At 51.1% G+C, this 24,621-nt stretch carries 29 protein-coding genes; 19 read left to right on the plus strand and 10 right to left on the minus strand.

Annotation, left to right across the window (positions count from 1 at the left end; genetic code table 11):
* Positions 1-78: 78 nt before the first annotated feature.
* Both JW499_RS09805 and JW499_RS09810 read left to right on the plus strand, forming a co-directional pair.
* Positions 79-603 (plus strand): FKBP-type peptidyl-prolyl cis-trans isomerase, encoded by a 525-nt coding sequence (locus tag JW499_RS09805; protein WP_232846326.1) that lies wholly within the window; start codon positions 79-81, stop codon positions 601-603.
* Positions 603-1,898, plus strand: a complete 1,296-nt coding sequence (locus JW499_RS09810; protein WP_205210428.1) for a M18 family aminopeptidase — start codon at positions 603-605, stop codon at positions 1,896-1,898. The genes JW499_RS09805 and JW499_RS09810 overlap by 1 nt, the downstream gene beginning before the upstream one ends.
* 106 nt (positions 1,899-2,004) lie before the next feature.
* Here JW499_RS09810 and JW499_RS09815 read toward each other — a convergent pair whose 3' ends face one another.
* From JW499_RS09815 to JW499_RS09825, 3 genes are all read right to left on the minus strand, one after another.
* Entirely contained in the window at positions 2,005-3,561 is a 1,557-nt protein-coding gene (locus tag JW499_RS09815; protein WP_205210429.1) for a methyl-accepting chemotaxis protein, read from the minus strand.
* Positions 3,562-4,238: 677 nt separating this feature from the next.
* Positions 4,239-4,547 carry a Txe/YoeB family addiction module toxin gene (locus tag JW499_RS09820; protein WP_332874034.1) on the minus strand — a complete coding sequence of 103 codons (309 nt, stop codon included), beginning with the start codon at positions 4,545-4,547 and terminating at the stop codon, positions 4,239-4,241.
* The gene (locus JW499_RS09825; RefSeq protein WP_205210431.1) at positions 4,492-4,764 is read right to left on the minus strand and encodes a type II toxin-antitoxin system Phd/YefM family antitoxin; all 273 of its coding nucleotides are present in this window, start codon (positions 4,762-4,764) and stop codon (positions 4,492-4,494) included. Before JW499_RS09825 ends, JW499_RS09820 begins: the two co-directional genes overlap by 56 nt.
* A gap of 581 nt (positions 4,765-5,345) precedes the next feature.
* Here JW499_RS09825 and JW499_RS09830 point away from each other — a divergent pair.
* On the plus strand, positions 5,346-5,870 hold the full coding sequence (locus JW499_RS09830; protein ID WP_332874424.1) for a GNAT family N-acetyltransferase: 525 nt from the start codon (positions 5,346-5,348) through the stop codon (positions 5,868-5,870).
* Between the two features lie 90 nt (positions 5,871-5,960).
* Here JW499_RS09830 and JW499_RS09835 read toward each other — a convergent pair whose 3' ends face one another.
* The gene (locus JW499_RS09835; protein ID WP_205210433.1) at positions 5,961-6,857 is read right to left on the minus strand and encodes an NAD(+)--dinitrogen-reductase ADP-D-ribosyltransferase; all 897 of its coding nucleotides are present in this window, start codon (positions 6,855-6,857) and stop codon (positions 5,961-5,963) included.
* An 88-nt stretch (positions 6,858-6,945) separates the two neighbouring features.
* Between JW499_RS09835 and JW499_RS09840 the strand changes: the two genes are divergently transcribed.
* The 14 genes from JW499_RS09840 to JW499_RS09905 all read left to right on the plus strand — a co-directional run bounded on the left by JW499_RS09840 (position 6,946) and on the right by JW499_RS09905 (position 18,785).
* Complete coding sequence (locus JW499_RS09840; protein WP_205210434.1) at positions 6,946-7,875, plus strand: ADP-ribosylglycohydrolase family protein; 930 nt, start codon at positions 6,946-6,948, stop codon at positions 7,873-7,875.
* 224 nt (positions 7,876-8,099) lie between these two features.
* Positions 8,100-9,422 carry a (Fe-S)-binding protein gene (locus JW499_RS09845; protein WP_205210435.1) on the plus strand — a complete coding sequence of 441 codons (1,323 nt, stop codon included), beginning with the start codon at positions 8,100-8,102 and terminating at the stop codon, positions 9,420-9,422.
* Positions 9,423-9,824: 402 nt separating this feature from the next.
* Positions 9,825-10,991, plus strand: a complete 1,167-nt coding sequence (gene nifV, locus JW499_RS09850; RefSeq protein ID WP_205210436.1) for a homocitrate synthase — start codon at positions 9,825-9,827, stop codon at positions 10,989-10,991.
* Between the two features lie 57 nt (positions 10,992-11,048).
* Positions 11,049-11,852 (plus strand): serine O-acetyltransferase, encoded by an 804-nt coding sequence (gene cysE, locus JW499_RS09855; protein WP_332874036.1) that lies wholly within the window; start codon positions 11,049-11,051, stop codon positions 11,850-11,852.
* 2 nt (positions 11,853-11,854) lie between these two features.
* Positions 11,855-12,379, plus strand: coding sequence for a hypothetical protein (locus JW499_RS09860; RefSeq protein WP_205210437.1), 525 nt, complete (start codon positions 11,855-11,857; stop codon positions 12,377-12,379).
* Positions 12,380-12,388: 9 nt separating this feature from the next.
* Positions 12,389-12,715 (plus strand): nitrogenase-stabilizing/protective protein NifW, encoded by a 327-nt coding sequence (nifW, locus tag JW499_RS09865; RefSeq protein WP_205210438.1) that lies wholly within the window; start codon positions 12,389-12,391, stop codon positions 12,713-12,715.
* Between the two features lie 6 nt (positions 12,716-12,721).
* Entirely contained in the window at positions 12,722-13,201 is a 480-nt protein-coding gene (locus tag JW499_RS09870; protein WP_205210439.1) for a nitrogen fixation protein NifZ, read from the plus strand.
* Positions 13,194-14,072, plus strand: a complete 879-nt coding sequence (gene nifM / locus JW499_RS09875; protein WP_205210440.1) for a nitrogen fixation protein NifM — start codon at positions 13,194-13,196, stop codon at positions 14,070-14,072. Before JW499_RS09870 ends, nifM begins: the two co-directional genes overlap by 8 nt.
* A complete protein-coding gene (clpX, locus tag JW499_RS09880; protein ID WP_205210441.1) occupies positions 14,069-15,361 on the plus strand; it encodes an ATP-dependent Clp protease ATP-binding subunit ClpX in 1,293 nt (430 codons plus the stop codon). The genes nifM and clpX overlap by 4 nt, the downstream gene beginning before the upstream one ends.
* Before the next feature lie 414 nt (positions 15,362-15,775).
* Positions 15,776-16,003 (plus strand): DUF6429 family protein, encoded by a 228-nt coding sequence (locus tag JW499_RS09885; protein ID WP_091360900.1) that lies wholly within the window; start codon positions 15,776-15,778, stop codon positions 16,001-16,003.
* A gap of 108 nt (positions 16,004-16,111) precedes the next feature.
* Entirely contained in the window at positions 16,112-16,603 is a 492-nt protein-coding gene (locus tag JW499_RS09890) for a hypothetical protein (protein ID WP_205210442.1), read from the plus strand.
* Positions 16,604-16,690: 87 nt separating this feature from the next.
* The gene (locus JW499_RS09895; protein WP_205210443.1) at positions 16,691-17,209 is read left to right on the plus strand and encodes a DUF1697 domain-containing protein; all 519 of its coding nucleotides are present in this window, start codon (positions 16,691-16,693) and stop codon (positions 17,207-17,209) included.
* A gap of 173 nt (positions 17,210-17,382) precedes the next feature.
* The gene (gene rluF, locus JW499_RS09900) at positions 17,383-18,300 is read left to right on the plus strand and encodes a 23S rRNA pseudouridine(2604) synthase RluF (RefSeq protein WP_205210444.1); all 918 of its coding nucleotides are present in this window, start codon (positions 17,383-17,385) and stop codon (positions 18,298-18,300) included.
* 101 nt (positions 18,301-18,401) lie between these two features.
* Positions 18,402-18,785 (plus strand): hypothetical protein, encoded by a 384-nt coding sequence (locus tag JW499_RS09905; protein WP_205210445.1) that lies wholly within the window; start codon positions 18,402-18,404, stop codon positions 18,783-18,785.
* A 73-nt stretch (positions 18,786-18,858) separates the two neighbouring features.
* Here the strand turns inward: JW499_RS09905 and JW499_RS09910 are convergent, their stop codons facing one another.
* Positions 18,859-19,074 carry a dodecin gene (locus JW499_RS09910; protein WP_091360887.1) on the minus strand — a complete coding sequence of 72 codons (216 nt, stop codon included), beginning with the start codon at positions 19,072-19,074 and terminating at the stop codon, positions 18,859-18,861.
* A 135-nt stretch (positions 19,075-19,209) separates the two neighbouring features.
* The gene (locus JW499_RS09915; protein WP_205210446.1) at positions 19,210-19,782 is read right to left on the minus strand and encodes a helix-turn-helix domain-containing protein; all 573 of its coding nucleotides are present in this window, start codon (positions 19,780-19,782) and stop codon (positions 19,210-19,212) included.
* A 123-nt stretch (positions 19,783-19,905) separates the two neighbouring features.
* Between JW499_RS09915 and JW499_RS09920 the strand changes: the two genes are divergently transcribed.
* On the plus strand, positions 19,906-21,087 hold the full coding sequence (locus tag JW499_RS09920) for a benzoate/H(+) symporter BenE family transporter (protein WP_205210447.1): 1,182 nt from the start codon (positions 19,906-19,908) through the stop codon (positions 21,085-21,087).
* Positions 21,088-21,231: 144 nt separating this feature from the next.
* Positions 21,232-21,732 (plus strand): hypothetical protein, encoded by a 501-nt coding sequence (locus JW499_RS09925; RefSeq protein WP_205210448.1) that lies wholly within the window; start codon positions 21,232-21,234, stop codon positions 21,730-21,732.
* 100 nt (positions 21,733-21,832) lie between these two features.
* Here the strand turns inward: JW499_RS09925 and JW499_RS09930 are convergent, their stop codons facing one another.
* The 4 genes from JW499_RS09930 to JW499_RS09945 form a co-directional block, all read right to left on the minus strand.
* Positions 21,833-22,096 (minus strand): DUF3144 domain-containing protein, encoded by a 264-nt coding sequence (locus JW499_RS09930; protein ID WP_205210449.1) that lies wholly within the window; start codon positions 22,094-22,096, stop codon positions 21,833-21,835.
* A gap of 68 nt (positions 22,097-22,164) precedes the next feature.
* Entirely contained in the window at positions 22,165-22,440 is a 276-nt protein-coding gene (locus JW499_RS09935; protein WP_205210450.1) for a DUF6156 family protein, read from the minus strand.
* A 5-nt stretch (positions 22,441-22,445) separates the two neighbouring features.
* A complete protein-coding gene (gene clpP, locus JW499_RS09940) occupies positions 22,446-23,066 on the minus strand; it encodes an ATP-dependent Clp endopeptidase proteolytic subunit ClpP (RefSeq protein ID WP_205210451.1) in 621 nt (206 codons plus the stop codon).
* A 143-nt stretch (positions 23,067-23,209) separates the two neighbouring features.
* Positions 23,210-23,755: a flavodoxin gene (locus JW499_RS09945; protein WP_205210452.1), complete on the minus strand. Its 546-nt coding sequence runs from the start codon at positions 23,753-23,755 to the stop codon at positions 23,210-23,212.
* Positions 23,756-24,621: the final 866 nt, after the last annotated feature.

A 24,621-nucleotide genomic window follows, 5' to 3' on the forward strand; every position in this document is an offset into this window, starting at 1 on the left:
GTAGTCTTGTCGCGTGCTGATGTAAAATCAACGGCTTATCCCAGTTTATTAATTGAAGCAGGTACAGCTATTGTGGTTATGCGGGTTGTTAGTGTTGTCGTTTTGTCGCTGTTCGTCGCCATCACCAGCGGTTGTGGCGAAACTGAAGAGGAAAAGCAGTTTCATCAGCAGTTGCTGGATAAAGCACTGAACGATGGGACTAAAAAAGCAGGGATGCAGTTTCTGCAGGAAAATGCCCAGAGGGATGGGGTTGTGGTCACCCCTTCAGGCCTGCAATATGAGGTGTTACAGGCAGCCGAGGGGCCCCAGCCAAATGTACTCAGTCAGGTCCGGGTGAGTTACACTGGCTGGACCGTAGACGGCGAGCCGTTTGAAAGTTCAGTCGGCAAAGAGAAACAACCAGTGTTTACCGTAAAGGATGTGATTAAAGGCTGGCGAGAAGCGTTGCTGAAAATGTCCCCGGGAGCCCGCTGGAAGGTCTATCTGCCCTCAGAGCTGGGCTATGGTGCACGAAGCCCGGGGGGGATGGTACCGGCCAACTCCGCCCTTATTTTTGAAATTGAGTTGTTAGAAATCCTGCCTCAGGAAAAGGCTGATCAATAATGCAAAAACATGAGTTTAATGAGCAACTGTTTGATTTTCTGGCGGCATCGCCAACCCCTTTTCATGCGGTATATGAGATGCGGGCGCGACTGCAGGAAGCCGGTTTTATCGAGCTGGAAGAACAGAACCCCTGGAATGTATGGCCCGGTGGGCGCTACTTTATTGTGCGCAATGAATCCTCCATTATTGCCTGGAATATGGCAACCGGTTCAGATCTGGCCACGAGCGGCATACGCATGGTGGGTGCCCATACTGACAGCCCCTGCCTGAAGGTTAAGCCTAACCCTGAAACCATCAGTCAGGGCTGTATGCGACTGGGCGTCGAGGTTTATGGCGGAGCGCTGCTGAATCCCTGGTTTGACCGTGATCTGTCCCTGGCCGGCCGGGTGAATTATGTCGCCATCGATGGTGGGCTGCGCAGCGAGCTGGTGAACTTTCAGCGTCCGGTAGCCGTGATTCCCAGTCTGGCGATCCATCTGGATCGTGAAGTCAATCAGGGGCGCAATGTTAATCCGCAAACCGAGATGCCGCCGCTGATGGCGCAGCTGCATGGGGATGATAAAGCCGGACTGCGAGAGATACTCAAACAGGAACTGCTGGCAAACCATGTCGATGACATTGCTGAAATTCTCGATTATGAGCTGTATTTCTATGATGTGCAGAAACCCGCTTACATCGGTCTGAATAAAGAGTTTTTCGCCTCAGCGCGACTCGATAACCTGCTGAGCTGCTTTATCGGCATGCAGGCTTTGATTGAATCAAACTCAGATCAGAACACCCTGCTGGTGTGTAATGATCATGAAGAGGTGGGCAGCATGAGTGCCGCAGGGGCGCAGGGACCGATGCTGAAGCAGTTGCTGGAGCGCCTGGTACCCGATCCCGAGGCCCGCAACCGGATGATTGCCAACTCCATGATGGTGTCAGTGGATAACGCTCATGCGGTGCATCCCAACTTTGCCGATAAACATGATAGTAATCATGGCCCGCGTATGAATAGCGGTGCGGTGATAAAGATCAATGCTAATCAGCGCTATGCGTCTAACAGTGAAACCTCTTCACTGTTTCGTCATATTGCCCGGCAGGAAGACGTTACGCTGCAATCCTTTGTCGTGCGTAGTGATATGGCCTGTGGCAGTACGATCGGTCCTATTACGGCCGCTGAGATAGGTGTCAAAACCATTGATATCGGTGTGCCGCAACTGGCGATGCACTCGATTCGTGAACTGGCTGGCAGTGATGACCCGGTCAACCTGGCGCGGGTGCTCAGCCGTTTCTATCGTCAGCAGCGGGTGTAAATCGGGCGGATTCAGCTGACAGAGTCGTTATAACTGATGTGGAGGTGATATGACGTGTCATATCACCTCCACTCAGGTTTGTTAGTTTCTCTGGGTTGTCAGTTTCTCAAGCCTGGGGCTGATAAATACCGCAAGCGATATAACAATCCTCACCAAACCGACGCACAAAGGTGTGCTTCGGCTCATCTTTACCGGTGTGTGGATTCAGGTAGGCGTAGCTATACCAGCCCTGGCCCTGTTCCCTTGCAATCGCTACCAGTGGCGGACATAGCGGCTGACCGCTGGCATCCCGGGCCTCGGCTAGATTCTTGCCGATCAGTGCAGGGTTGCCGCCATGCGCAAGCATGGTGCCGTTGAAATCCTGCACCAGCACGTAGAGCTCTCCCTTCACAAAATCACCTTCGTGATCGTTAAAGGCTGCAATCGCTTTGTCCCGGCCATGTTCCCGGGCATAATCGTGGGCTCGATGAACCAGAGCCTCGGCGTCCGCCTTGCTCACCAGCCGAAACTGCCCGATCAGGTGTTTCATCTCTCTGGCCGATTCCGACAGTTTGGTCACAATCAGACTGTTATGGTTAACGTTACCGGCTGTTTCATCCATCAGTTGTGCTACCTGATGCAGGCTTCTGGATAGCTCTTCGGTGGTGGCGGTGGTTTCCCGTGAGGCGACTGCGATCTGCTGGACCTCTCCCACCAGAGAGGTGATATGGCTGAGTATATCGTTGAGTGCGGTTTCAGATTGCTGCGCAGACTCGGTGCCGTGCTGGGCGATCAGAACCCCCTGATCCATCATCCCGGTTGCCTGTTTCAGCTCCTTCTGCATCGTTTCAACGGTCAGGCGTATTTTTTCGGTTGCCTGAGAGGTTTTCTCGGCTAACTCTCTCACCTCACCGGATACAACTGCGAAACCGCGTCCCTGATCACCGGCTCTGGCCGCTTCAATTGCGGCGTTCAGCGCTAGCAGGTTGGTCTGGTCGGCGATACTACTGATAAGATCGACAATCTGTCCGATTTCGCCGGAACGCTCACCCAGGCTGCGGATGACGGCCGCCGAATCGGTGACAATATCAGTGGTTTTATGCATGCTGCCGATGGTCTGACGAATGATCGACTGCCCCCTGAGTGCCACTTCGTTGGCTTCGTGGGAATTATCGGATGCACGTTTACAGTTTTCAGATACTTCAGACGCGGCGGCTGATAACTCCTCACTTGCCGATGCCGAGGTGCTCAGCTGGTGGACAATCTCACCGGTCGCCCGGTCGATGTTGTTCAGATTACCGTCAAGCCCCTGAGCGGAGTGGGCCAGCAGAACACTGTTGTGGGAAAACTGGGTCAGGGTATGCTTTAATCTTTCGATAGCCTGGCTCAGATCCGCTGCCGTTCCACTGTCGGGCTGGTCCTGGATCTTTTCCTGTGTCAGATCGCTTCTGACCAGACGTCCGACCATCGCCTCTACGCCAGACTCTGCATGGAAATCGCGTCGTTCTCTCAACCAGATTGCAACACCAAGAAGCAGTGATACTCCCCACACAGCCGAGCTGAGCATAAACCCGCTTGCTATCCCCCTATTATCCGACGTGTCACTGTTAATCCGATAAGCCAGAAAACACCATGCACCGATAAACAGTATCGCTGCCGCAGCAGTCAGAAGCCTCTTAGACATCATACATCTCCCGATGGTAACCTCTGTTATTGTTATAATTTAATAATGCATATAATCATAACTGTTTAGTTTGGTAAACGTTTATAAGATAAACTAACTGTCAGTATGGGTATAAAGCTGACGCGGAAAACCATCGCAGAGTACTGAAGCCATCAGGCTGCTGTGTTGATAGACAAATAGCTTTGGTTACAGGCTGGGGTTGCGTGAATGTGAACAGGGGGTAGTGATATAACCCTGTGATTTAATAAGATTGGATACTATGAGGTGGTTAAGTTGTTGGCAGGGACGCGGCCTCTACAGATACTCCAATTCTGTGGCAAACCTCTCTTAAGACTGTCTATCCTGCTGATATATAAACAACGGCCAAAGATATAATCGCTTCAGATAAGGTTTCCAATCAGACTCTGGGGAGTTTTATTGATAAATACAAAAATGAATCAGCGCTCCCGGAAGAGATAAAGAGCGTCGTTGGTGCTATTTATAACCTACGAAGTAAAACACCCTTCGCCGGGCATGGAAGTACAGATAGTCCAAATATAAATATGCAGGATGCAATTCTAATTGCGGCTGCAACAAAATTTATTGTTGAAGTTGAGTATCGTGCCAGAAAAATCTAACCTGGCGCTGCTGTCGGACAAATTTTTCGCTGCGCTTCAGGTTTTCCGAAGAGCGCGGCGTTAGGGCTGGTCGTAGTGCCCACCAATAGCGAAGATATAAATGGAATTATCATCAAATCTATATATTAATCGATCCTTCTGGGATAAGCGCTTTGACCAAAGCCCAGATAGATTATGCTTTAAAGGTTCAGGCTTACCTAGACCTGAAGACGGGTCCTCAGAGCGAAGCATTTCTTTCAGGAGTTTGCACAGAGTTTTATGCAGCCTCTTGTCTTTTTCCCGCATTTGCTCATAGGCTTCCCAAGTGTTCCCTTCAAATACTAGTGATCTCATCCATCTGCTCTTTGGTCGGTTTGTAGCCTTGACCATCTTTGTGAGTTTCAAGAGAGGCTGCAATTTGCTGCATCAGGTCACGATTTTGCAGAACAGACAACGTTTCTTGTTCGCGGTCCCAGTCTTCGGCGCTCAAAACCACAAAGGCCTCGCCTGCTCTACGGGTAACTTTTACGGGTTCATGCCTAGTAATCACCTGTTCTACAACACTTTTCAGGTTGTCTCGAAACTTGTTTACGCTTATGGTATCCATCTGTTCACCATTATGTACGGAAATGCCGTACTACTATATAGCAAAGGCCCTGGCAAGGCCAAGCACAATCGCCCAATGTGAAAAAACGCATTGGGCTGGACCTCGCTACCGCTCGGGCGGCGTTAGAAGGCCCCCAATGTCAGACGACAAATATCTGTTAAGCATTAGCACTGGCCTGGATGGTGATGAAGTGAACATCCATACTGATAAAGCCGGATTAACTTACTTAGCCGTACGTATCGATAGCCTTCGTAGATTTTTAACGAAGGGCGACTGTCCCATAGTCATTGTACTGGGTCGGTAGATGCGTACCACTACTGGCAAGAGGTGGCTCAGTGTGAAAAAGAGGGTCGTGGTAAAAATATAGGGAGAGGATGTCAGCATATTATTGCCAATCGTGTATCTCCCGTTGAGCGCAACTATGATCACTGTCAGGGCTTTAAGGTTACCTCCGAGGAAGTAAAAGCGTATTTTGAGGAGTACGTAAAGTTCCACAATATAACAAAGTGTTCAACCAACGCTAAGCCTTAGGCTCCGCTTTGACTGCGGGTTAACACGGCGTAATGCACAGGGAGATTCCGGTGCAACTATTTGAAACAGACAGGTTGATTGTAAGACCGTTATCCCATCAGGATGTTCAGGCGCTCACTGAAATTCTAAGCGACCCGGCAGTAATGAAGTTTTCCGTTCGCGGCGTTTGCGATGAGGAAGCTGCCCGAAAATTTATAGACTGGTGTCTTGAGTGTTACGCATCACATGGAATCGGGCCATGGGCATTGTGCGAGAAAACGTCAGGCGATTTTATTGGTTTCTGTGGTGTTGGGCCTGAGTGGGTTGGAGACAAAGAAGAGATCAATCTGGGGTATCGTTTGGCACGCAGTTTCTGGCATCAGGGGTTTGCGACAGAAGCGGTTAAAGGGGTTCTACAGTATGCTTTCGAGCAAAAACAGTGTGAGTCGGTCGTTGTTATTATCGAGCCAGAGCATGCTGCCTCTGTCAGAGTGACGGAGAAGGCTGGATTCGTAAACTACAGGCTTCAGGATTTTCATAACCGAGCGGTGCGATTGTATCGGATGATGCGGGAAGACTGGGTATTGCATGCCTGATGAGAACTCGTCCCTCCGGTTCTCGCATAAACAGTAATAACCAACCTTTCAGGAATTTTATATTTCAAACCAGGTCAGGTTCAATATAACTTAAATCGCGACCCTGCTGACCTGATACAACCCACCAAGCACGATATATTCACTCTCACATCTGAATGCGCCGGGAAGCAGGTCGGGGAAAAACAGGATCTTGCTGAAGGGAACCTGGCATTGCAGCAGGGTGTCGCCAAAACTGTCGCACTGTTCCAGGTTGCTGCTGAAGGATGTCAGGTTGTTAAGAATCACCGCTGAGCTGGATTTTGACCCCTGAAACAGGGTGTCGTATTCATTCAGCCGGTTGGTGGCACGATAGAGCTGATAGTGCCGCTGGTTTGGCAATCGTCGGTGCAGTTCATACTGGCAATAGCTGTACAGCAGATCGAGCTGGCTTTCCAGGCTGTTGGTGTTGTACAGACCGGCGCTGCGTTCCTGGGTGTAGTTTATATAGGTATCCGATTCGAAATCCCGCAGTGGGCCTTTGTGGTTGCGGGCCAGTAAGCCAAAACGTGACTCTACCCAGCCTTTCATAACGGCCGCTTCACGACTGTCTGAGTCAAACAGCCAGCCGCGTAATAATCGCCGGTAATCTGCCTTGTGGCGTGCTTTTTTGTTGTTTTGTCGAACAGCGTTTAGCGTGTCGGACTCCCGTTCAGTTGCTTGATAGCCCGCCTCTTCGGGGGCGGAAAGCAGGAAGGACGCCTGCATATATGCCTCAAACGCTACTGCTCTGTCAGCAGCCGCTTCAATGTTATCCAAACGGTTAAACAGGGGTTGATGGAAGGTTGCCACATTATCAAGGAAGATCGCTTCCGGATAACGTTGAAATGTCAGGCTGCCCAATATGATGGCAGGGTAATTGCAATGGTTCACCGGCAGGCGTGCGTAAGCGGGTAGTGTCGGTTCGCCAGGTGCTATATGTTGGATCAGTTCCAGCGGTGAGTCTGCCATGTGCTGCTAAATCTTCGTCGACATGTTTCGCACCTATTATATGGGTGATCGTTACTGGCTGGCTGATCTGAATCAATAAGGAGAGAAAATGGTTTCACTCAATGAGCGTTATCAGGGCTGCTTGCTCGGGCTGGCGGTGGGCGATGCTATCGGCACAACGCTGGAGTTTAAACCGCCTGGCAGTTTTACACCGATTGACGATATGTTGGGGGGAGGCCCGTTTTATCTGCAACCGGGGCAGTGGACCGATGATACCTCGATGGCGATCTGTCTGGCGGAGTCACTGATTGAGTGCAACGGTTTTGACGCCAGAGATCAGATGCAGCGCTACACTCGCTGGTGGAAGGAGGGACGGCACAGTAGCACCGGACGTTGCTTCGATATCGGTGCAACGGTGGCAAACGCGTTGCATCTGTTTGAGTCATCGGCAGAGCCTTTCAGTGGTGATACCCATCCGATGTCCGCCGGTAATGGTTCGCTGATGCGGCTGGCGCCGGTGGTGCTCTATTACAGCGAACACCCGGGCTTGATGGGGTATGTCAGTGATGCTTCCCGCACGACCCATGGGGCGCCTGAGTGCATTGATGCCTGCTGTTATTTTGCGGCCATCATTGCCCGCTGCATTCGCGGCGCCAATAAAAATATGTTGATGTCATCTGCCGGTTATCTGCCGCAGAGTAAGAAGGTCAGGCTGATCGCAACCGAGGAGTTTCTGCAAAAACCGATTGCCGAGATCCGGGGGAGCGGCTATGTGATCGATTGTCTTGAGGCGGCGTTGTGGTGCTTTTTTCACACAGATAGCTTTAACGATGCGGTATTGATGGCGGCTAATCTGGGGGATGATGCAGATACCACCGCGGCGGTGTGTGGTCAGATCGCCGGGGCATATTACGGTGTCAACGGTATCAGAACCTCCTGGCTTGATCTGCTGTATCAGAAAACATTTTTGCTGTCGCTGGCAGATCAGCTCTATCTACAAACAACAGAAGCAAAGCTCAGCTCGACGCTGATCAGTTAAGCGATGCGCCGTTAAGCACTGATAAGAGAAGCCGGGCTAAGTGTGATTGTCATAAACATGACAAACCTCTGACGTACCGGCTGGGGTCTATCTTTGTTACGCATCGGACAACGCTATGCAGATCAATCAGTTAATCTGTTTTTAGTTGCTGGCGTATGTTTTGCAGGTTGCTGATCTGTGTTTTGCCAAAAGAACAGTGATCAACTCCTGACAGAAGCCGAAGTATGAAACCCAATTTAGACTGGTCTGATTATGAAAGTGCGGGGCTGGGCGATGCCTATGCGGATATCCCCAGAACTGGTGGCAATTTTGCCAAAGCGGTATCCGTGTGTATCAACAGCCTGGTATGTCTGAGACCTGTGACAAAGAGTGTTATGTGTCCCAGTTTTCGGGTGCGACAGGATGCTGCTTACTCTCCGGGTGGCCGCAGCCGGTTGCTGAAACGGCTGCTTAATGGTGAGATCTCCGCAGAGGAAAAGCAGCAACTGGATGATGCGATGCGCGCCTGCGTTGGCTGTAAGGGGTGCAAGCGGGAGTGTGAAAGTGGCCTGGATCTGGCTACGATTCGTTCAGAATATCTGTCGCAATCCGATAACCGGGGCCGCTATTCGCTGCGCGACCGGCTATTTGCCAACCTGCCTCTGTTGCTCAGGTTTCCCCATTTGCTGCGTATCAGTTTAACCCTGCGAAACCGCAGTCCGCTTATCCGTCGCTGGATGGAGCACTCTATCGGTATCAGTGCCAGAGTGGCGCTGCCGTTGCCCAGTGATCATCAACTGACAGAGACGCCTGCCGTTAGCAATGGTTGGGCAGAGATAAAAAGCAATACGGTGGTGATACTGGCGGACAGTCTGTCCCGGGGGTTCTCACCGCAGATCTTTATGGCGGCACAGGAGGTGCTGGCCCGGGCGGGTTATGATGTTCGTTTTATCGGAGCAAAAGGCGGGGCGATGGAAGGGCGTAGCTGGTTTTCATCTGGATATCTGGATAAAGCCCGGGAGAAAGCCAGCCGTTTGCTGGATGATCTTACCCCCTATATTGACAAACAGGTGCCGATTATTGGACTGGAACCCTCATCTGCACTGATGCTGAGGGACGAATATCAGCAATTGGGGCTGACGGATAAAGCGCCAGATCTGGCTAAACAGGTTTATCTGTTTGAAGAGTTTATCGCCCGGGAGATCAGTGCCGGACGTTTCATGCTGGCACTGTCGACGCCGATCAGGAAAAAGGTCGTTGTGCATGGGCATTGCCACCAGAAAGCGGTGGGGGCGATGAAATCCATGCGTAAGGTATTGAAACTGATACCTGAACTGGAGTTTGAATTTATCGATGCCAGCTGTTGTGGCGGGGGTGGTAGTTTTGCCTACGAGAAAGAGCATCAGCAGGACTCTGAAAAGATGTTCAATCTCGCTCTGCAACCCGCTTTGGCAGCGGAACCCGAAGCACTGGTGGTGGCGAATGGATTCTCCTGCCGCTCACAGATCTTGCATTATGCTGATCGTCAGACGCTGCATCTGGCCGAACTGCTGAAACTGGCGTTATAAGCGTTTTTGGTCAGCGAAACTTACCGCTTTTTCAGGGCGCCCGGTGGGACTGTTTTACTGCCATCAGTCTATGCCGGGCGTTTCTGATTTTGTATCGCCGCGCTGACCCGGTCTTTATCCCCCACAATCTCTTCTGCAGGCTGGCAGTCGCTTCAATACCCCGCGTATATGATTTCCTGGACGCGTCTTACAACCTGTCTGATTGCCCGTTTTAAGCTATGTAGCATTTGTGACAAATCGGCTGCTTTGTCGTGATAACCCGCTGGTCGATATTTGTAACTGTCTGTTTATTAAGTATTTATAACTTGGAATGTAGTTTGCAATAACACTCAGTAAGAAACGTTTATTGACGCAGGCGCGTGAATAAGCTCAGTCAGATACATAGATGCGGTGAGGTTTCCGATGTCTGCAAACAGAATAGTGACCATCAATGATACAACGCTCCGTGATGGCGAGCAGACGGCTGGTGTGGCTTTCAATGCAGATGAGAAGGTTGCGATTGCACAGGCGCTGCACCGTGCGGGCGTGCCTGAACTTGAGATCGGTATTCCGGCAATGGGACGCGCAGAATGCGAGGTGATCCGGTCGATCGCTGCCCTGACTCAGCGCCCTCAACTGATGGTCTGGTGCCGGATGTGTGACAGCGATATTGCCGCGGCTAAAGAGACTGGTGTCGATACTCTTAACCTGTCTATCGCCGCTTCTGCCCAGCAGATCCGCTATAAGCTGGGTAAAACCCCAGAGTGGGTGTTAAAGCAGATCGATTACTATGTGAAGACAGCAGTAGATCTTGGTTTCAGTGTCAGTGTCGGCTGTGAAGACTCATCCAGGGCAGAAGCCGATTTCCTTAAAACGATGTACGAAGTGGCCGCCAGGGCGGGCGCTAAAAGGGTTCGTTATGCTGACACCCTGGGGTTGATGGAACCCTTCTCCCTGTTCAGTGTGATCAGCGATCTGAGGGCATCCACCGATCTTGAGATCGAGATGCATGCCCACGATGATCTGGGGCTGGCGACAGCCAATTCCATAGCGGCGATCAGCGCCGGAGCCACCCATGTGAATACCACCGTTAACGGCCTGGGAGAACGGGCTGGAAATGCCGCCCTTGAAGAGGTCGTGATCGGTTTGTCGCAGCTGTACGGCATCGATTGTGGAGTTGATTTCACCCGTCTGCCGAGCCTTTCAACCATGGTTGAACAGGCATCCGGACGGCTGGTTCACTGTCAGAAAAGTGTGGTTGGCAGTCATGTCTTTACCCATGAATCCGGTATCCATACCGATGGCTTGCTAAAAGATCAGCGCAATTATCAGGGGCTTGATCCGCTTAAGCTGGGGCGTTCGCATCAACTGGTGCTGGGTAAGCACTCCGGGGCGAACACGGTGAAACATGTGTATCAGGAACTGGGAATCTCTCTCAGTCGTGAACAGGCGGAAATATTACTGTCAGAGATTCGTCAGCGGGTCACACTGAATAAACACACCCTCTCTTCGATGGAACTGATCCGGCTCAGCGAAGAGCTGTTACCGGTCACAGGTGAGATCTATGAAGCTTCAGTTGTTGCACTTTAAGCATGCTCTCCAGTCTGGCATGCGCTGTGCTTTATTACTGACTGAAAGGAGAAGCTGATGAACATGAAAACGGAGGCTATTCCGATGATAACCAACGGTCCAGTGGGGCTTTGGGCGACCTGGAAAGAGGATGTGAACTGCGTCTTTGAGCGTGATCCTGCTGCGCGAAACTACTTTGAGATTTTGCTCACCTATCCCGGGGTTCATGCAGTCCTGTTGTATCGACTGTCGCATAAGCTCTGGAAAGCTAAGTGGTTTTTTACTGCCCGCATGCTGGCATACCTGGTGCGTCTGCTGACCAACGTCGATATTCATCCTGGCGCCCGTATCGGAGCCCGGCTGTTTATCGATCACGGTGCCGGTGTTGTTATCGGTGAAACCGCTGAGCTGGGCGATGATGTAACCCTTTATCACGGTGTCACTCTGGGTGGCACCAGCTGGAATAAAGGTAAACGTCATCCGACGCTGGGTGACCGGGTGCTGGTCGGCGCTGGCGCGAAAATTCTTGGACCGATCACAATTGGTGCAGATGCCCGGGTGGGCGCCAACTCTGTTGTTGTCGCTAATGTACCGGCAGATGGCACCGTGGTTGGCATCCCGGGGCGGGTGGTTGCCGATCAGAAGCTCAGCACCGGTTCATCTGGAATAAACCTCAATCATCATATGATCCCGGACCCGGTGGGCCGGGCGATGGCCTGCATGCTGGAGCGGATCGATAAGCTTGAAGCCCAGCTGGAAAAGCAGGGTGCGCTTGAGTCTGGCTACCAGTTTAAATTTTACAGTCAGTGTGAACCCGGCAGTGATATCTGCGATAACGAGTGCCCTGACGGAAAAAGATATGCGCATGCGCACGGAGAATAATTATGGACCTGCACAGTTTTGAAGAGGCTGACCTCTATTTTGAAGCCCCCCTGGCACCTGAAGTGATGGCTTTGCTCAATCAGGCAGCAGACGCCTACAGCCGTGGTCAGGCGGAACCCTACCTGATAAAAGCCCGCTTTATGGCGCCACAGAATCTGCTGGTGCTGGTGGCACTGTACCGGTTTTATTACTACCAGCATCGCTATACCGAGGCGCTGGAGGTTGCCGGGACCGCTCTTGAGGTGTCCGGCGAGATGTTTGGTTTTGATCTGGGCTGGCGGCGTATGACCCTGGAACACCTCTCCTACGGTATGGTTGAGTCGTTCGGTATGGTGCGTTTCTACCTGCTGGCGCTGAAAGGCAGTGGTTATCTGTGTCTGCGCCTGGGAGAACTTGAAGAGGGGATCGAACGGCTGGAGAAAGTCGTGGCGCTGGATAGCCCGGATCGTCTCGGTGCCCGCTCACTGCTGGAAGTGGCTTACAACCAGAAAGGGATCTATTCGCTAGAACAACGAATGAGCGCATGAGGTGAGACGATGAGTGATATGACATTTATGGATGATCTGGAAGAACTCAGCTCCGCTGAAGATTTTCTGGAATATTTCGCTATTGAGTTCGACAGGAGTGTGGTTCAGGTGAACCGCTTGCATATCATGCAGCGTTTCCATGATTACCTGAAAGATCTGCCCGATGCCGATCAGGTGGCTGATATCGATGGTTACAAAGCGGCCTATAAAGAGCTGCTGAAGCAAGCGTATGAAGATTTTGTGCATTCTGATGCGCTGACTGAAAAGGTGTTCCGGGTATTTCATATGAAAGGCCCGCAAACCACCTTTGTCCCCCTGGACCAGATTCTGGAGTGATGTCCTATGCGGCCAAAATATGAATACGGAAGCGAAGTCAGGCTGATCAGGAATGTGCGTAATGATGGCACCTATCCCGGAACAGAGGTGGGCGAACTGCTGATGCGACGGGGTGAGGTGGGCTGCGTTTACGATGTCGGAACATATCTGCAGGACCAACTGATCTACCGGGTTCATTTTTTAGAGGCTGGTCGCACCGTTGGCTGCCGCGAGGAGGAGTTGATCCCGGCGGATGCCGAATGGATTCAGAACCGTTTCGAGTTCAGGGATAAGGTACGGATTCTTTGTGATCTGCGAATGGAGGGGCAACTGATTGCCAGCAAAGGCGATCAGGGGGAGATCGAGGGTGTTCTGCGGGATGACCAGAGCGATATTCAGTACAACCTGTATATCAATGGCCAGAGCATCTGTATCCCGGAGCGGGCACTGGAACCTGCTGCAGCAACCGCAGACCCGCAAATGGCACGTGGAGGTGATTATGGTTAACCACGGTGATAGCCCAGAAGCGATCTATGCGCTGTTCAAGCTGTCATGGAGTCAGTTTGAATGTGCCCCGGATCAGCTGGATGCCCGACAGAGAAGTGAAGCCGCCAGCCTGATTGCCAATCAGCTGGAGATTGAACGGGTGATTCTCAGTTCGGATCAAAGCCAGGGCGTGGTGATCTCCGAGGGACAGGTTAAAAAATCCCTGGAAGAGATTATCGAGCGCTATGAGAACGTGGCTGCATTTGAGCAGGCGCTGGAGCAGGCTGATCTGACCCTGGCGCTGCTGAGAGAGGGGATTCGCCGCGATCTTCTGGTGGAAGCCACCCTAGACCGGGTCTCGGCCAGCACTCCAGAGGTCTCCGACGCCGAAGCAGAACTGTTTTACTACTTTCACCCGGATAAGTTTTCCGTCACCGAGCGGCGTACCGCCCACCATATTCTGATAACGGTCAACGATGACTATGACGAGAACCGGGCGGACCGGGCACTGGCCAGAATCAATGAGATCCGCGAACGGATTCTGAAAAAGAAAACCCGTTTTAACGAGCAGGCGCAGAAGCATTCCGAATGCCCCACGGCGCTGCATGGCGGCATGATCGGCAACGTCGAACGGGGACAGCTCTATCCGGAACTGGATGAGGTGCTGTTTGCTATGCAGGCCGGGGAGGTCAGTGAGCCGGTGCTCTCCTCGATTGGTTACCATCTGCTGTACTGCACAGCGATCGAACAGCCGCGCAAGCTTCCCCTTGAAGAGGTCCTGCCCAGGCTAAAGGCCTCACTGCGTGATCGACAGCAATCTATCTATCAGCGGCAGTGGATTAAAGAACAACTTAAGCATCAGACTGAGATGCCACAGGCGGTGAATTCATGAGTGAAAATGAGAAAATCAAATGTTCATTTTGTGGTGTTCAGCAATCTGCAGAAGTGCCACTGATATCCGGTAACGAGGGGTTTATCTGCTCGGCCTGTGTCGAACTGGCCTATAAAGTCTCCAGTAGCTGGGGGCAGAAGGCGCAGCAGCATGACCTCTCGGAATCACTGATGACGCCAAAAGAGACCAAAGCGCATCTGGACCAGTACGTGATCGACCAGGAGGGTGCCAAAGAGATTCTCTCCATCGCCATCTATAATCACTATCAGCGGCTGCTGAATCTCAACAGCAACGATTCGATTACCGATATTGACGGTGGCGTCGAGCTGGAAAAATCCAATGTCCTGATGGTTGGCCCGTCCGGTACCGGTAAAACACTGCTGGTGAAAAGTCTGGCACGGGTGATCGGTGTGCCCTTTGTGGTGGCCGATGCTACCACCCTGACCCAGGCCGGTTATGTCGGCGAAGATGTTGATGTCATTATGCGCCGGCTGGTGGATGCCGCAGATGGAGATATACAGCGGGCCCAGTGGGGTATTGTCTATATTGATGAGGTGGACAAACTGGCGGACAAAAGTGGTGGGGCGGCTTCCACCCGGGATGTCTCCGGCGAAGGTGTACAGCAGGCATTACTGAAAATGGTTGAAGGCCATGATGTTAAACTGCCGAAGAGTGGTCGTCGCGGAGATAGCGGTGATGAGATGATCAATACCACCAATATCCTGTTTATTGTCGGCGGCGCTTTCCCCGGTCTGGAGGAGCACGTTAAAGGGCGGTTGCGGCCCGATGGGGTTGGCATCGGTTTCCAGGCTGACTTTGTCGCCGATAAAGAGCACACCCACGATGAACTGCTGGCCGAACTGAAACCGGAAGACCTGCAGAAGTTTGGTCTGATTCCTGAGTTTGTCGGGCGTTTTCCGGTGGTCACCTTTCTCCATGAGCTGGACGCCGAAGCGCTGGTTAGGGTGCTGACCGAGCCGAAAAACTCACTGCAGAAGCAGTATCGCCAGTTGTACGCCTATCAGGGGGTTGATCTGGTATTTACCGATGAGGCGCTGACCCGCATTGCCGAACTGGCCTGCGCCCGGGGCAGTGGTGCCCGGGGGCTGCGCTCGATTATGGAATCGGTGCTGCGTAAAAGTATGTACGAGATGCCATCCAATCCGCAGCTGAAACAGGTGATTGTGGATCGTGACGGGGTTGATGACGCCAGCGAACTGATCGTCAGAGAGGTGTTGCTGGACCCTTCAGAAGAGGATACTGCATCGGCTGAAGCAGTGGATGGGTAAAGGAAAAACCGTGGCTTGTTGTTCATGGCTCGAAAAAGCAGGAGCAGTCTGGGGGGAGGATCCTGGATCTCAATTTTTCACGACCGGAAAGGAGGGGATTATCTCCTCCTTAAAGGTAAGCGATCGGTTCTTAACTCTGCCACTGACAACATGGATACCTGTGATGTCGGAGCCTGTACCCTCTAATCATTCACCTGGTGTGCAAGCAGGTTAACTCCAGCCTCTGTTCAGGGGGCTGTTCAACGACCGGACGAACGATTATCTTCATTCAGCGGTCCCGCGTCCGGAGGGGCGGGTTTATTCGGGCTATACTCTTCTTCACGGGTGCCACTAAGTAGCCGTAGCGGGCTACAATCCAGTCCCGTAGTATCCGATGCGCCTGTGAGACATTAGCCGCTATCATGGAGGGGCCCTATGAATATTGATGAAGATAAAATTGACCAAACCGTTTTAGCGCTATTACAGCTGACGCTTCATGATGAAGTTCGTGCCTGGAAAGGGATGGATTTTGAGGTCATGAACCGGTTGCATGAAAAGGGGTATATTCATGATCCGGTTAACAAGACTAAATCGGTTGTGCTGACAGAAGCGGGTTTGAAAGAATCAACGCAGCTGTTCGCAACACTGTTTTGTAAGGATTAAATCGTTTTAATGGCAGGCTTATAGGTTTAAGCTCAATGGATAAGTGATGCCTGACCGACAGATCTGCTGCTTTGCTGTTGTTCCTCACCTGAATAAGACGGAGATGATATGAAACAGTCTGTGTGCTGTATTGCAAAGGCCCTGCAAACCGCTGTGCTTCTGCTGCTGATAAGCGTTGCTTCGGCATCCGCTCAAACCACCCAGGAGCAGGTGCATCAGATGTCTCACCATGTGATGCCCTTTACAATGTCGGAGACTATGCATGTGTTCACCATGACCGAATTCGGAGGGGTGCAAAAGGTCGTTGCTAAAGATGCCGCGGCGCATGATCAGATCGCTATGATTCAGCAACACCTCAGGCATGAGGCTGAACGTTTCCAGCAGGGTGACTATTCCGATCCGGCAATGTTACATGGTGCCATGATGCCGGGACTTAAAGAACTTCAGGCCGGGTCAGCGGGAATAGCGGTCACCTACTCACCCCTCACGACAGGGGCTCAGATCCGTTTTGAAACCACCGATCTTCATCTGTTAACTGCGATTCATCGCTGGTTTGGTGCGCAGTTATCTGAACATGGGGCCGACGCCAGGGCCGAGTAAACCTGATCACTAAGGCTCGTCCAGGAGCAATCAGGGGAGAGCGGTGTTAACAGGCTGCTCTCTTGCTGAAGGGAACTCTGTAATACGATGAAAACCTATATTTTACTGTTCAGAGGCATTAACGTGGGCGGGCGAAATATCCTGCCAATGGCGGATCTGCGTTTACTGTTGCAACAGAACGGCTTTGATGCGGTGCAAACCTATATTCAGAGTGGCAATGTTATTTTAAAGGGAAAAACGAAACCCGGAGAGAGTGTAATACGTGAGATTGAAGCGGGGTTTGGTTTCCGGCCTGAAATGATCGTGCTGGGCGAGGATGAGTTTGATGCGGCGGTGGAACATAACCCCTATGACCTGGCTGATGGTAAATCGGTTCACTTTTACTTTTTACAGCACGAGCCTCAGCCTGATAGGGCAAAACTGATGGCGCTGGCCTCTGAAACTGAGCGTTTTGAGATAAAAGGCAAGGTTTTCTATCTACAGGCGCCGGATGGGATCGGCCGGTCAAAACTGGTCGCTGGTCTGGAAAAGTGTTTGGGTGTGCCCGCCACGGGAAGGAATCTCAACACTATCAATAAACTCAGGCAGATGGCAGAAACGGTCTAAACCTGTTTCAGCTTTAATATCCCTTTCAATTTAACGCTTAATTTCCCTCTTAATTTTACGACAGGACTGGCGCCTGCCGGTCATTTGGTCAAGAATACGCATAATTCAGATGCTACCCGCTTCAGATTTCATCTGATAAGCCATTTCAGCCCCCATTTTTGAGACATCAATCTATGTTGAGTGACACATCAACCCGTTTGAATAAATATATCAGTGACAGTGGTATCTGTTCCCGCAGAGAGGCTGACCGGTTTATTGAGCAGGGTAATGTGTTTATCAATGGTAAGCGCGCCGCTATCGGTGACCGGGTTTTCCCGGGGGATCTGGTGAAGGTGAACGGTCAGGCGATTGATCCTGAAGAAGCGGAAGATCTTGTGTTTATTGCGTTGAATAAACCGGTGGGCGTTGTCAGCACCACCGAGGGGAGTGAACGCAATAATATCGTCGATTTTGTCAATCACAGTACCCGGATCTTTCCTATTGGCCGCTTGGATAAAGACTCTCAGGGGCTGATTTTTCTCACTAACAATGGCGACCTGGTGAATAAGATTCTGCGCGCCGGTAATAAGCATGAGAAAGAGTATCTGGTAACGGTGAACAAGCCGATCACCGATGAATTTATTGCCGGGATGAGTGCCGGGGTGCCGATGCTCGGTGTGATCACCAAGAAATGTAAGATCACCAAAGAGGCACCGAAGGTGTTTCGTATCACCCTGATTCAGGGGTTAAACCGCCAGATTCGCCGGATGTGTGAACACTTCAGTTATGAAGTGACAAAACTGGAGCGGGTGCGGATCATGAATGTCGATCTCAAAGGCTTGCCGGTGGGTGAGTGGCGGGATCTGACAGAGGACGAACTGAAGCAGATCTTAAAAGCGGCGGCCGCCTCGTCATCGGAAGCACCTGCTGGGCAGAAAAAACGATCTGGCGGTGGTCAGAGTAAAAAATCCGGCGGGCAAAATAAAAAGAGCGGATCGCAGCGTGGTTCACAGAAATCCAGATCCGGTGGCGCGTCATCTTATTCCCCCAAATCCGGCGAAAGTCCTCGAGGTAAATCGGGCAGGAGTGCCAGAAAACCCCGGCGTCGCTGAGTGGCTGACGAGGTAATACAAGGCGTTGTTCGCTGAAAATCTGTCTATACTGATCTGAGTTTTGATATGGGTATTGACTGAATTCAGAGGAGAGACTGAGTATGAACCTATGGATGAATCCCTGGCTGGGGATGTTCAAGCCGCCTTTCAGTGGTGATCTGACCCAGGATATCTCCCCCGTTACCAGTTGGTGGTCTCCCCAGGTTGAGGTTAATTTTGCGGGTAACCGGCCTATCGAAACCGCCGTGGTCCGGGATGTGGCCAGCTATGGTAAGCAACTGGGTGTGATTACCGATGTGTTATTGGAGCTGACAAAGCATCAGACCAGTGAATCCATAGATCAGCTGCAAAAGATAGCTGAAGATATAGAGCAGGTTAAACGACAGCATCTGTCAGCGAATATCAACTCGCTGAAATCATCGCTGATGACCCTTAAAGCTGTAGATCCGGATAAGTTTAATCAGCTAATCAAAGAGGTTAGCTGATTAATCAGCTTGTCTGGCATAAGCACCGGGAGTTATGCCTGAGCTCTTGTCTTTGAATGTGAGCCGGCAAGTATCAGCTGCTTTCGACCCTGAAGCCCACTTTCAGTGTGACCTGAAAGTGGCCCACCTGACCGTTGACAATATGTCCCCGGGTTTCTACTACCTCAAACCACTCCATATTTCTGATCGTTTTACTGCATTCAGCCAGTGCATTACGAATCGCTTCGTCACTGCTGATAGGTGATGAACCTACTATCTCTGTTTTCCGGTATGTGTGGTGATCAGACATGCTACTTCCCATCCCTTCAGGCCATTATCGAGTTCAGATTAAGCGTAGTCTAAAAATGGCAGGAGGGTGGGCGATTGTTAATGCAGTGGTTATCTTTGCCCCTTTATTCAGAACCCAGCTTACTTTGAAACTTATTTATTCAGAAACATCATGGGCATAGTGAAGAATGTTGTGAAAAACAGCGGGGCTGGCGCTGCTGTTCCGGTATCCATGAAGCGTGTCACCGGCAAACCGCACCGATGATCCCTGAGTCAGTTTAATCCATTCACCATTAATCAGGAGTTCCATCTCTCCACTGATGACAATCACATGTTCCGTGACACCATCAATGTGGGGTTCAGATATCCGCTCATAGCCCGGCAACAGCGTTAACTCAAACATTTCGAATCCAAACTGTTCCTCATAGGGAAATATCGGTGCAATCGGACTGTTGTTGCTGTCCAGCACTTTGGATTGCTTATTTGGCGGGCGGATCACGGTTTGACTGTTGTTGTCTGCTGACGGCTCTAACAGGCTGGATAACGATTTATGAAACCCTTTTGATATCTTCCACATCGTTGCAATGGTGGGGCTGGATTCGCCTCGTTCAATCTGCCCCAGCATCGCTTTGCTGACGCCGGTTTCGCTGGCGGCACGGTCAAGGCTCCAGCCTTTTGCCTGTCTGAGCTGTTTCAATGTGGTGGCGAGATAAAGATTTATTTCCTGCATTGGGGTTTCCGGTTAGAAGAGAGGTCTTAAATTATCATTGTACGCTATAACGCACAATGATACGCTTGCTGTGCTTGGGCGTTATAACGCACAAAATGTTTTCGGGTGTATGGAGTTGGTAGCATGGGATCAATAAAGAGCCGACCGGGCATAGCAGGTTTATTCAACCTGTCACATCTGTCTGCGGGCTTTGTTGCCGTACTGGTTGGTTATACCAGTTCGGCGGTGATTATCTTTCAGGCGGCCGCGGCTGCCGGGGCATCAACAGCGGAAATCAGCTCCTGGTTGTGGGCACTGGGTATCGGTATGGGGCTGACCAGTGCCGGTTTGTCCCTCTACTTTCGTACTCCGGTACTGACAGCCTGGTCAACACCGGGGGCGGCGCTGCTGGTAACGGCGCTGTCCGGTGTGCCGGTCAATGAGGCGATCGGCATCTTTATTTTCAGCTCAGGGCTGATTCTGTTGTGTGGTCTTACCGGCTGGTTTGAAAAGATAATGCATCACGTGCCGATGCCACTTGCCGGGGCGATGCTGGCAGGGGTTCTGCTGCAGTTTGGCATCGATCTGTTTAAGGTGATGCAATCCAGTCTGCTGCTGGTGGGTCTGATGTTAGCGGTTTTTATCGCCGTTAAACGTCTGTTTCCGCGATATACCATCCCCATTGTACTGTTAGCGGGTACTGCCACGGCGTTGTTTCAGGGGCAACTGAATGTTGAGGTGCTTAACTGGCAGTTGTCGACGCCGCTCTGGGTCACGCCCACCTTTAATCTGCAGACCATGATTGGGGTAGGGGTACCGCTGTTCATTATCACCATGGCCTCGCAGAATGTACCGGGTGTCGCTGTGCTGCGGGCTAATGGTTATGAAACGCCGGTTTCGCCGCTACTCACCTGGACCGGTTTTGCCGGGGTGATGCTGGCACCCTTTGGCGGGTTCTCATACAATCTGGCGGCGATCACGGCGGCGATCTGTATGGGCGATGAGGCCGGGCAGGATCGGTCAAAACGCTATATGGCTTCAGTATGGGCCGGGGGCTTTTATCTGTTAACCGGTCTGTTTGGCTCGACCATCGCTTCGCTGTTTACCGCGTTTCCAACGGCGCTGGTGATGGCGATCGCCGGGCTGGCGCTGTTGAGTACCATCGGTAATAGTCTGTCGGCGGCACTGGCTGATCCCGGTGACAGAGAAGCAGCGCTACTGACTTTTTTAGTCACTGTATCCGGGTTAAACCTGCTGGGGATCAGCAGCGCATTCTGGGGCCTGTGTATCGGTCTGATCGCCTATTATGTGTCGAAAAAAAGTTGACTTCGTTAATGATCACCTGTTTTGCCCGAGGTTACTCAATCAGCGTGTAATTGGTTTATTAACATGGAAAACTGATTCAATGTTTGATATTAATCTTACGGATTTTCTTATTTAACTCCTCTCTGATCTGTTAAGGAAAACGTCGTGAAATTTTGTCTGAAGCTATTCTCAATACTGCTAATGCTAGGGCTCTATGGTTGTTCGGCATCGGTGCCAAAACCTGACAAAGGCCCAGTGGCAAATCTGGATGTGGTGGGTGTGAATTTTTCGCCAGACCGCTCAATCGTCAGCAACATTGAAAACCTGTGGGTTGAACTGTCCAGCAATGATGGCGCCTGGGGGGGTAATTATGTTTTAAAGCAAGGAGAGCCTGAAAAAACATTCGTCATTCCCGCGAAAAAAAATGTGAAAATGGTGCTGAATGTGATGCAGGGCGGATATGGTTTTGACAGTAGCTGTGGGGCTAGTCTGGATATTAAGCCTGAAGAGAATGCAAAGCTGCGGGCAGAATTTGAATTTTACCGGGAGACTTCTGGAAAAGTGATCACTGGATGTGATATCCGCTTGTACTCCGGTTCAAAGCTTATTGATACCTATAGTGGTGGTGCAAATATCACTCAGTATGTGATTAAATTTTTGTATTAGTTGAAAGGGGGGCGAAGACACTGATAGTGATCTCTGTGGGCTGAAAAATAGCCCCCCTTCAAAAAGTAACGAATATCAGGTTTTAAAGATAAAAAGGTGATCAGCTATGATTGAGCATATCCGGCTGACCGCTTTTCAGTTCCCGCAGATTTTCTATCAGCATCTGTTTGTATTGTGTGGTGAGAAAATCGATGGCGGTATTGATATCCCCGGTATCATTCTGAGACATCAGGTGGAACGCATTAAAACGTGCCGCCGCATGCATTATCGATGCACTGAGCATCGGCTGAGCCCACTCGTTGCCGAGATCATTGGCAAGGTTGATAAACTCATCGGACACTTCAAAAAAGTCTGATTCAAGCATGATCTTATCTCCGGTAATTAACGGTGGTCTTGAATCTTCACCGTTATGAAACAGGACTTCCCCTGATCTCAATACTGAATGGTATGGGTTTCCCCATCCGTCGTGATGACCGCCTCAACCAGACTCTGGTCATCATCGTGATAGCGATAGTGATGGTGCAACCCGATTTCGTTGTAAACCACTTTGGCGATCTCGGTCACCCGGCCCTGATCATCCTCTTTCGAGGCGAAAAAAGTGTTCCGGTTTTCGATCTCAGATGGTTCTAACGGCCCGACCAGCTTCAGCGGCAGTCTGATGCCACTGTAACTGAGATAAAAACGGTTATATTTGTGAAGATCTGCCATCCCTGTCAGCCCCGCTGAATCAGGACTTCATCAATCAGACCATAGGCTTTGGCCGTCTCTGCGGTCATAAAATTATCCCGGTCGGTATCCCGGTTGATGGTTTCCAGGGGTTGCCCGGTGTGTTTTGCCAGCAGACTGTTGAGTTTGTGGCGGATGCTGAGAATCTCTTTGGTATGGATCTCAATATCAGAGGCCTGCCCCTGATAGCCGCCCAACGGCTGGTGGATCATTACCCGGGCGTTGGGCAGGGCAAAGCGTTTACCCCGGGTACCTCCGGCCAGCAGAAACGCGCCCATGCTGGCGGCCTGACCCATACACATCGTGCTGACATTCGGTTTAATAAACTGCATGGTGTCATAAATAGACATCCCGGCGGTGACCGAGCCGCCCGGAGAGTTGATGTAGAGGTGGATATCTTTGCCTGGGTTTTCCGCTTCCAGAAACAGCAGTTGGGCAACAACCAGATTGGCCATGTGGTCTTCGACCGGGCCGATCAGAAAAATGACCCGCTCCTTTAACAATCGTGAATAGATATCGTAGGCGCGCTCGCCCTTGGCGGATTGTTCCACCACCATCGGGACAAGCGCATTGAGTATGTCAGTTCCGGAACCGTTGGGATTGATCATCGCAATACCTCACATGAACACGCAGGCCAGCTCATCAGGCTGTCTGACGAAAAAAAAGCGTAGCCCTGAGAGCTACGCATAAAAGGCGTACGGCAGGGAATACCGTAACTAATAGGAAACTATGAATGCAGTCCGTTCTGAGTTCAGAGTGGCAGATCAAAGTCTGGCGCAATCTGACCTAACCAGGCATTAAGTCGCTCTTCTGTGAGATTGGACTGGTTATCCAGGTCCAGTGCCAGACCGACGAACTTGCCATCCTCACCCACCGCTTCAGAGTGGTTGAACTCGTAACCATCGGTAGGCCATGAGCCCACAACTTTAGCGCCACGTTCGGTGACAAAATCGTACAGTTCACCCATGGCATCGACAAACTCATCAGGATAGCCTACCTGATCGCCCAGACCGAAAATGGCAACGGTTTTACCTGTCAGATCGATATCGTCGATCTCTGGCAGAAACTCTTCCCAGCTTTCATTTTCGCAGTCTGCAGACAGACCTGGCAGCAAGCCTTCGCCCAGCGTCGGGGAACCGATAATCAGATACTCATACTCAGCAAAAGCAGAGGCATCTGTACGGTTTACGTTTAACGGGCTTGCCATTACCTCATCGTCAAACTTCTTTTTGATCATCTTGGCTACTTTACGTGTCTTGCCGGTGTCGGTGCCGAAAAACAAACCAATACGTGACATATCAATCTCCTTTTGCACTAAAGTGCGTGATAAACCGCATCACAACGCACAGGTATACAGTGCTGATTAAAAGTGGGTAGGAGGAATATTGCAGTTAACGTACCATGATTTTTATAAAAATAAGTAATTGATAAATATAGGTAAAAATTATGTATGTCTGACTATTTCCAGCGTTTGTTGGAAAGCCTACATTGATAGTATTTGATCGATCCGGGCTGTTGTGGGTTTTGCTACAAGGGGGAAAAGATTAGCCGTTAGACGTGGCTGCGCCACTTGCTAGTAGTTAGAAAAAGCGAAAAGCCCGGTAGTGATACTGAGCTTTCTGGTATTTAATGCATTCTTAAAGGCAACAACCCGGCAGCCTTTTTGCTGTTTCGAGCGACGAACAACGAGCCACGGCTTTTATCTGGCAAGCGACGTAGTCGCGTCTGGAGTCTCAGTAGCTAGACATGGCTGCGCCACTTGCTAGTAGTTAGAAAAAGCGACTCACCACAGTACCCAGGGGGCATGCTAAGGACACCGAGAACACAGAGGGAGAGCTTAGCGCCAGGTCTGTAATTGTGCAGCTTTGCAACATGTAAGATCTGACCGCTCTTTACCCGCTTTATCTGGCAAGCGACGCAGTCGCGTCTGGAGTCTCAGTAGCTAGACGTGGCTGCGCCACTTGCAGTAGTTAGAAAAAGCGATTCACCGCAGTACCCCGGGGACATGCTAAGGACACCGAGAACACAGAGGGAGTGCTTAGCGCCAGGTCTGTAATTGTGCAGCTTTGCAACATGTAAGATCTGACCGCTCTTTACCCGCTTTATCTGGCAAGCGACGCAGTCGCGTCTGGAGTCTCAGTAGCTAGACGTGGCTGCGCCACT

The organism is Amphritea pacifica, from assembly GCF_016924145.1.
GTDB classification, from domain to species: Bacteria; Pseudomonadota; Gammaproteobacteria; order Pseudomonadales; family Balneatricaceae; genus Amphritea; species Amphritea pacifica.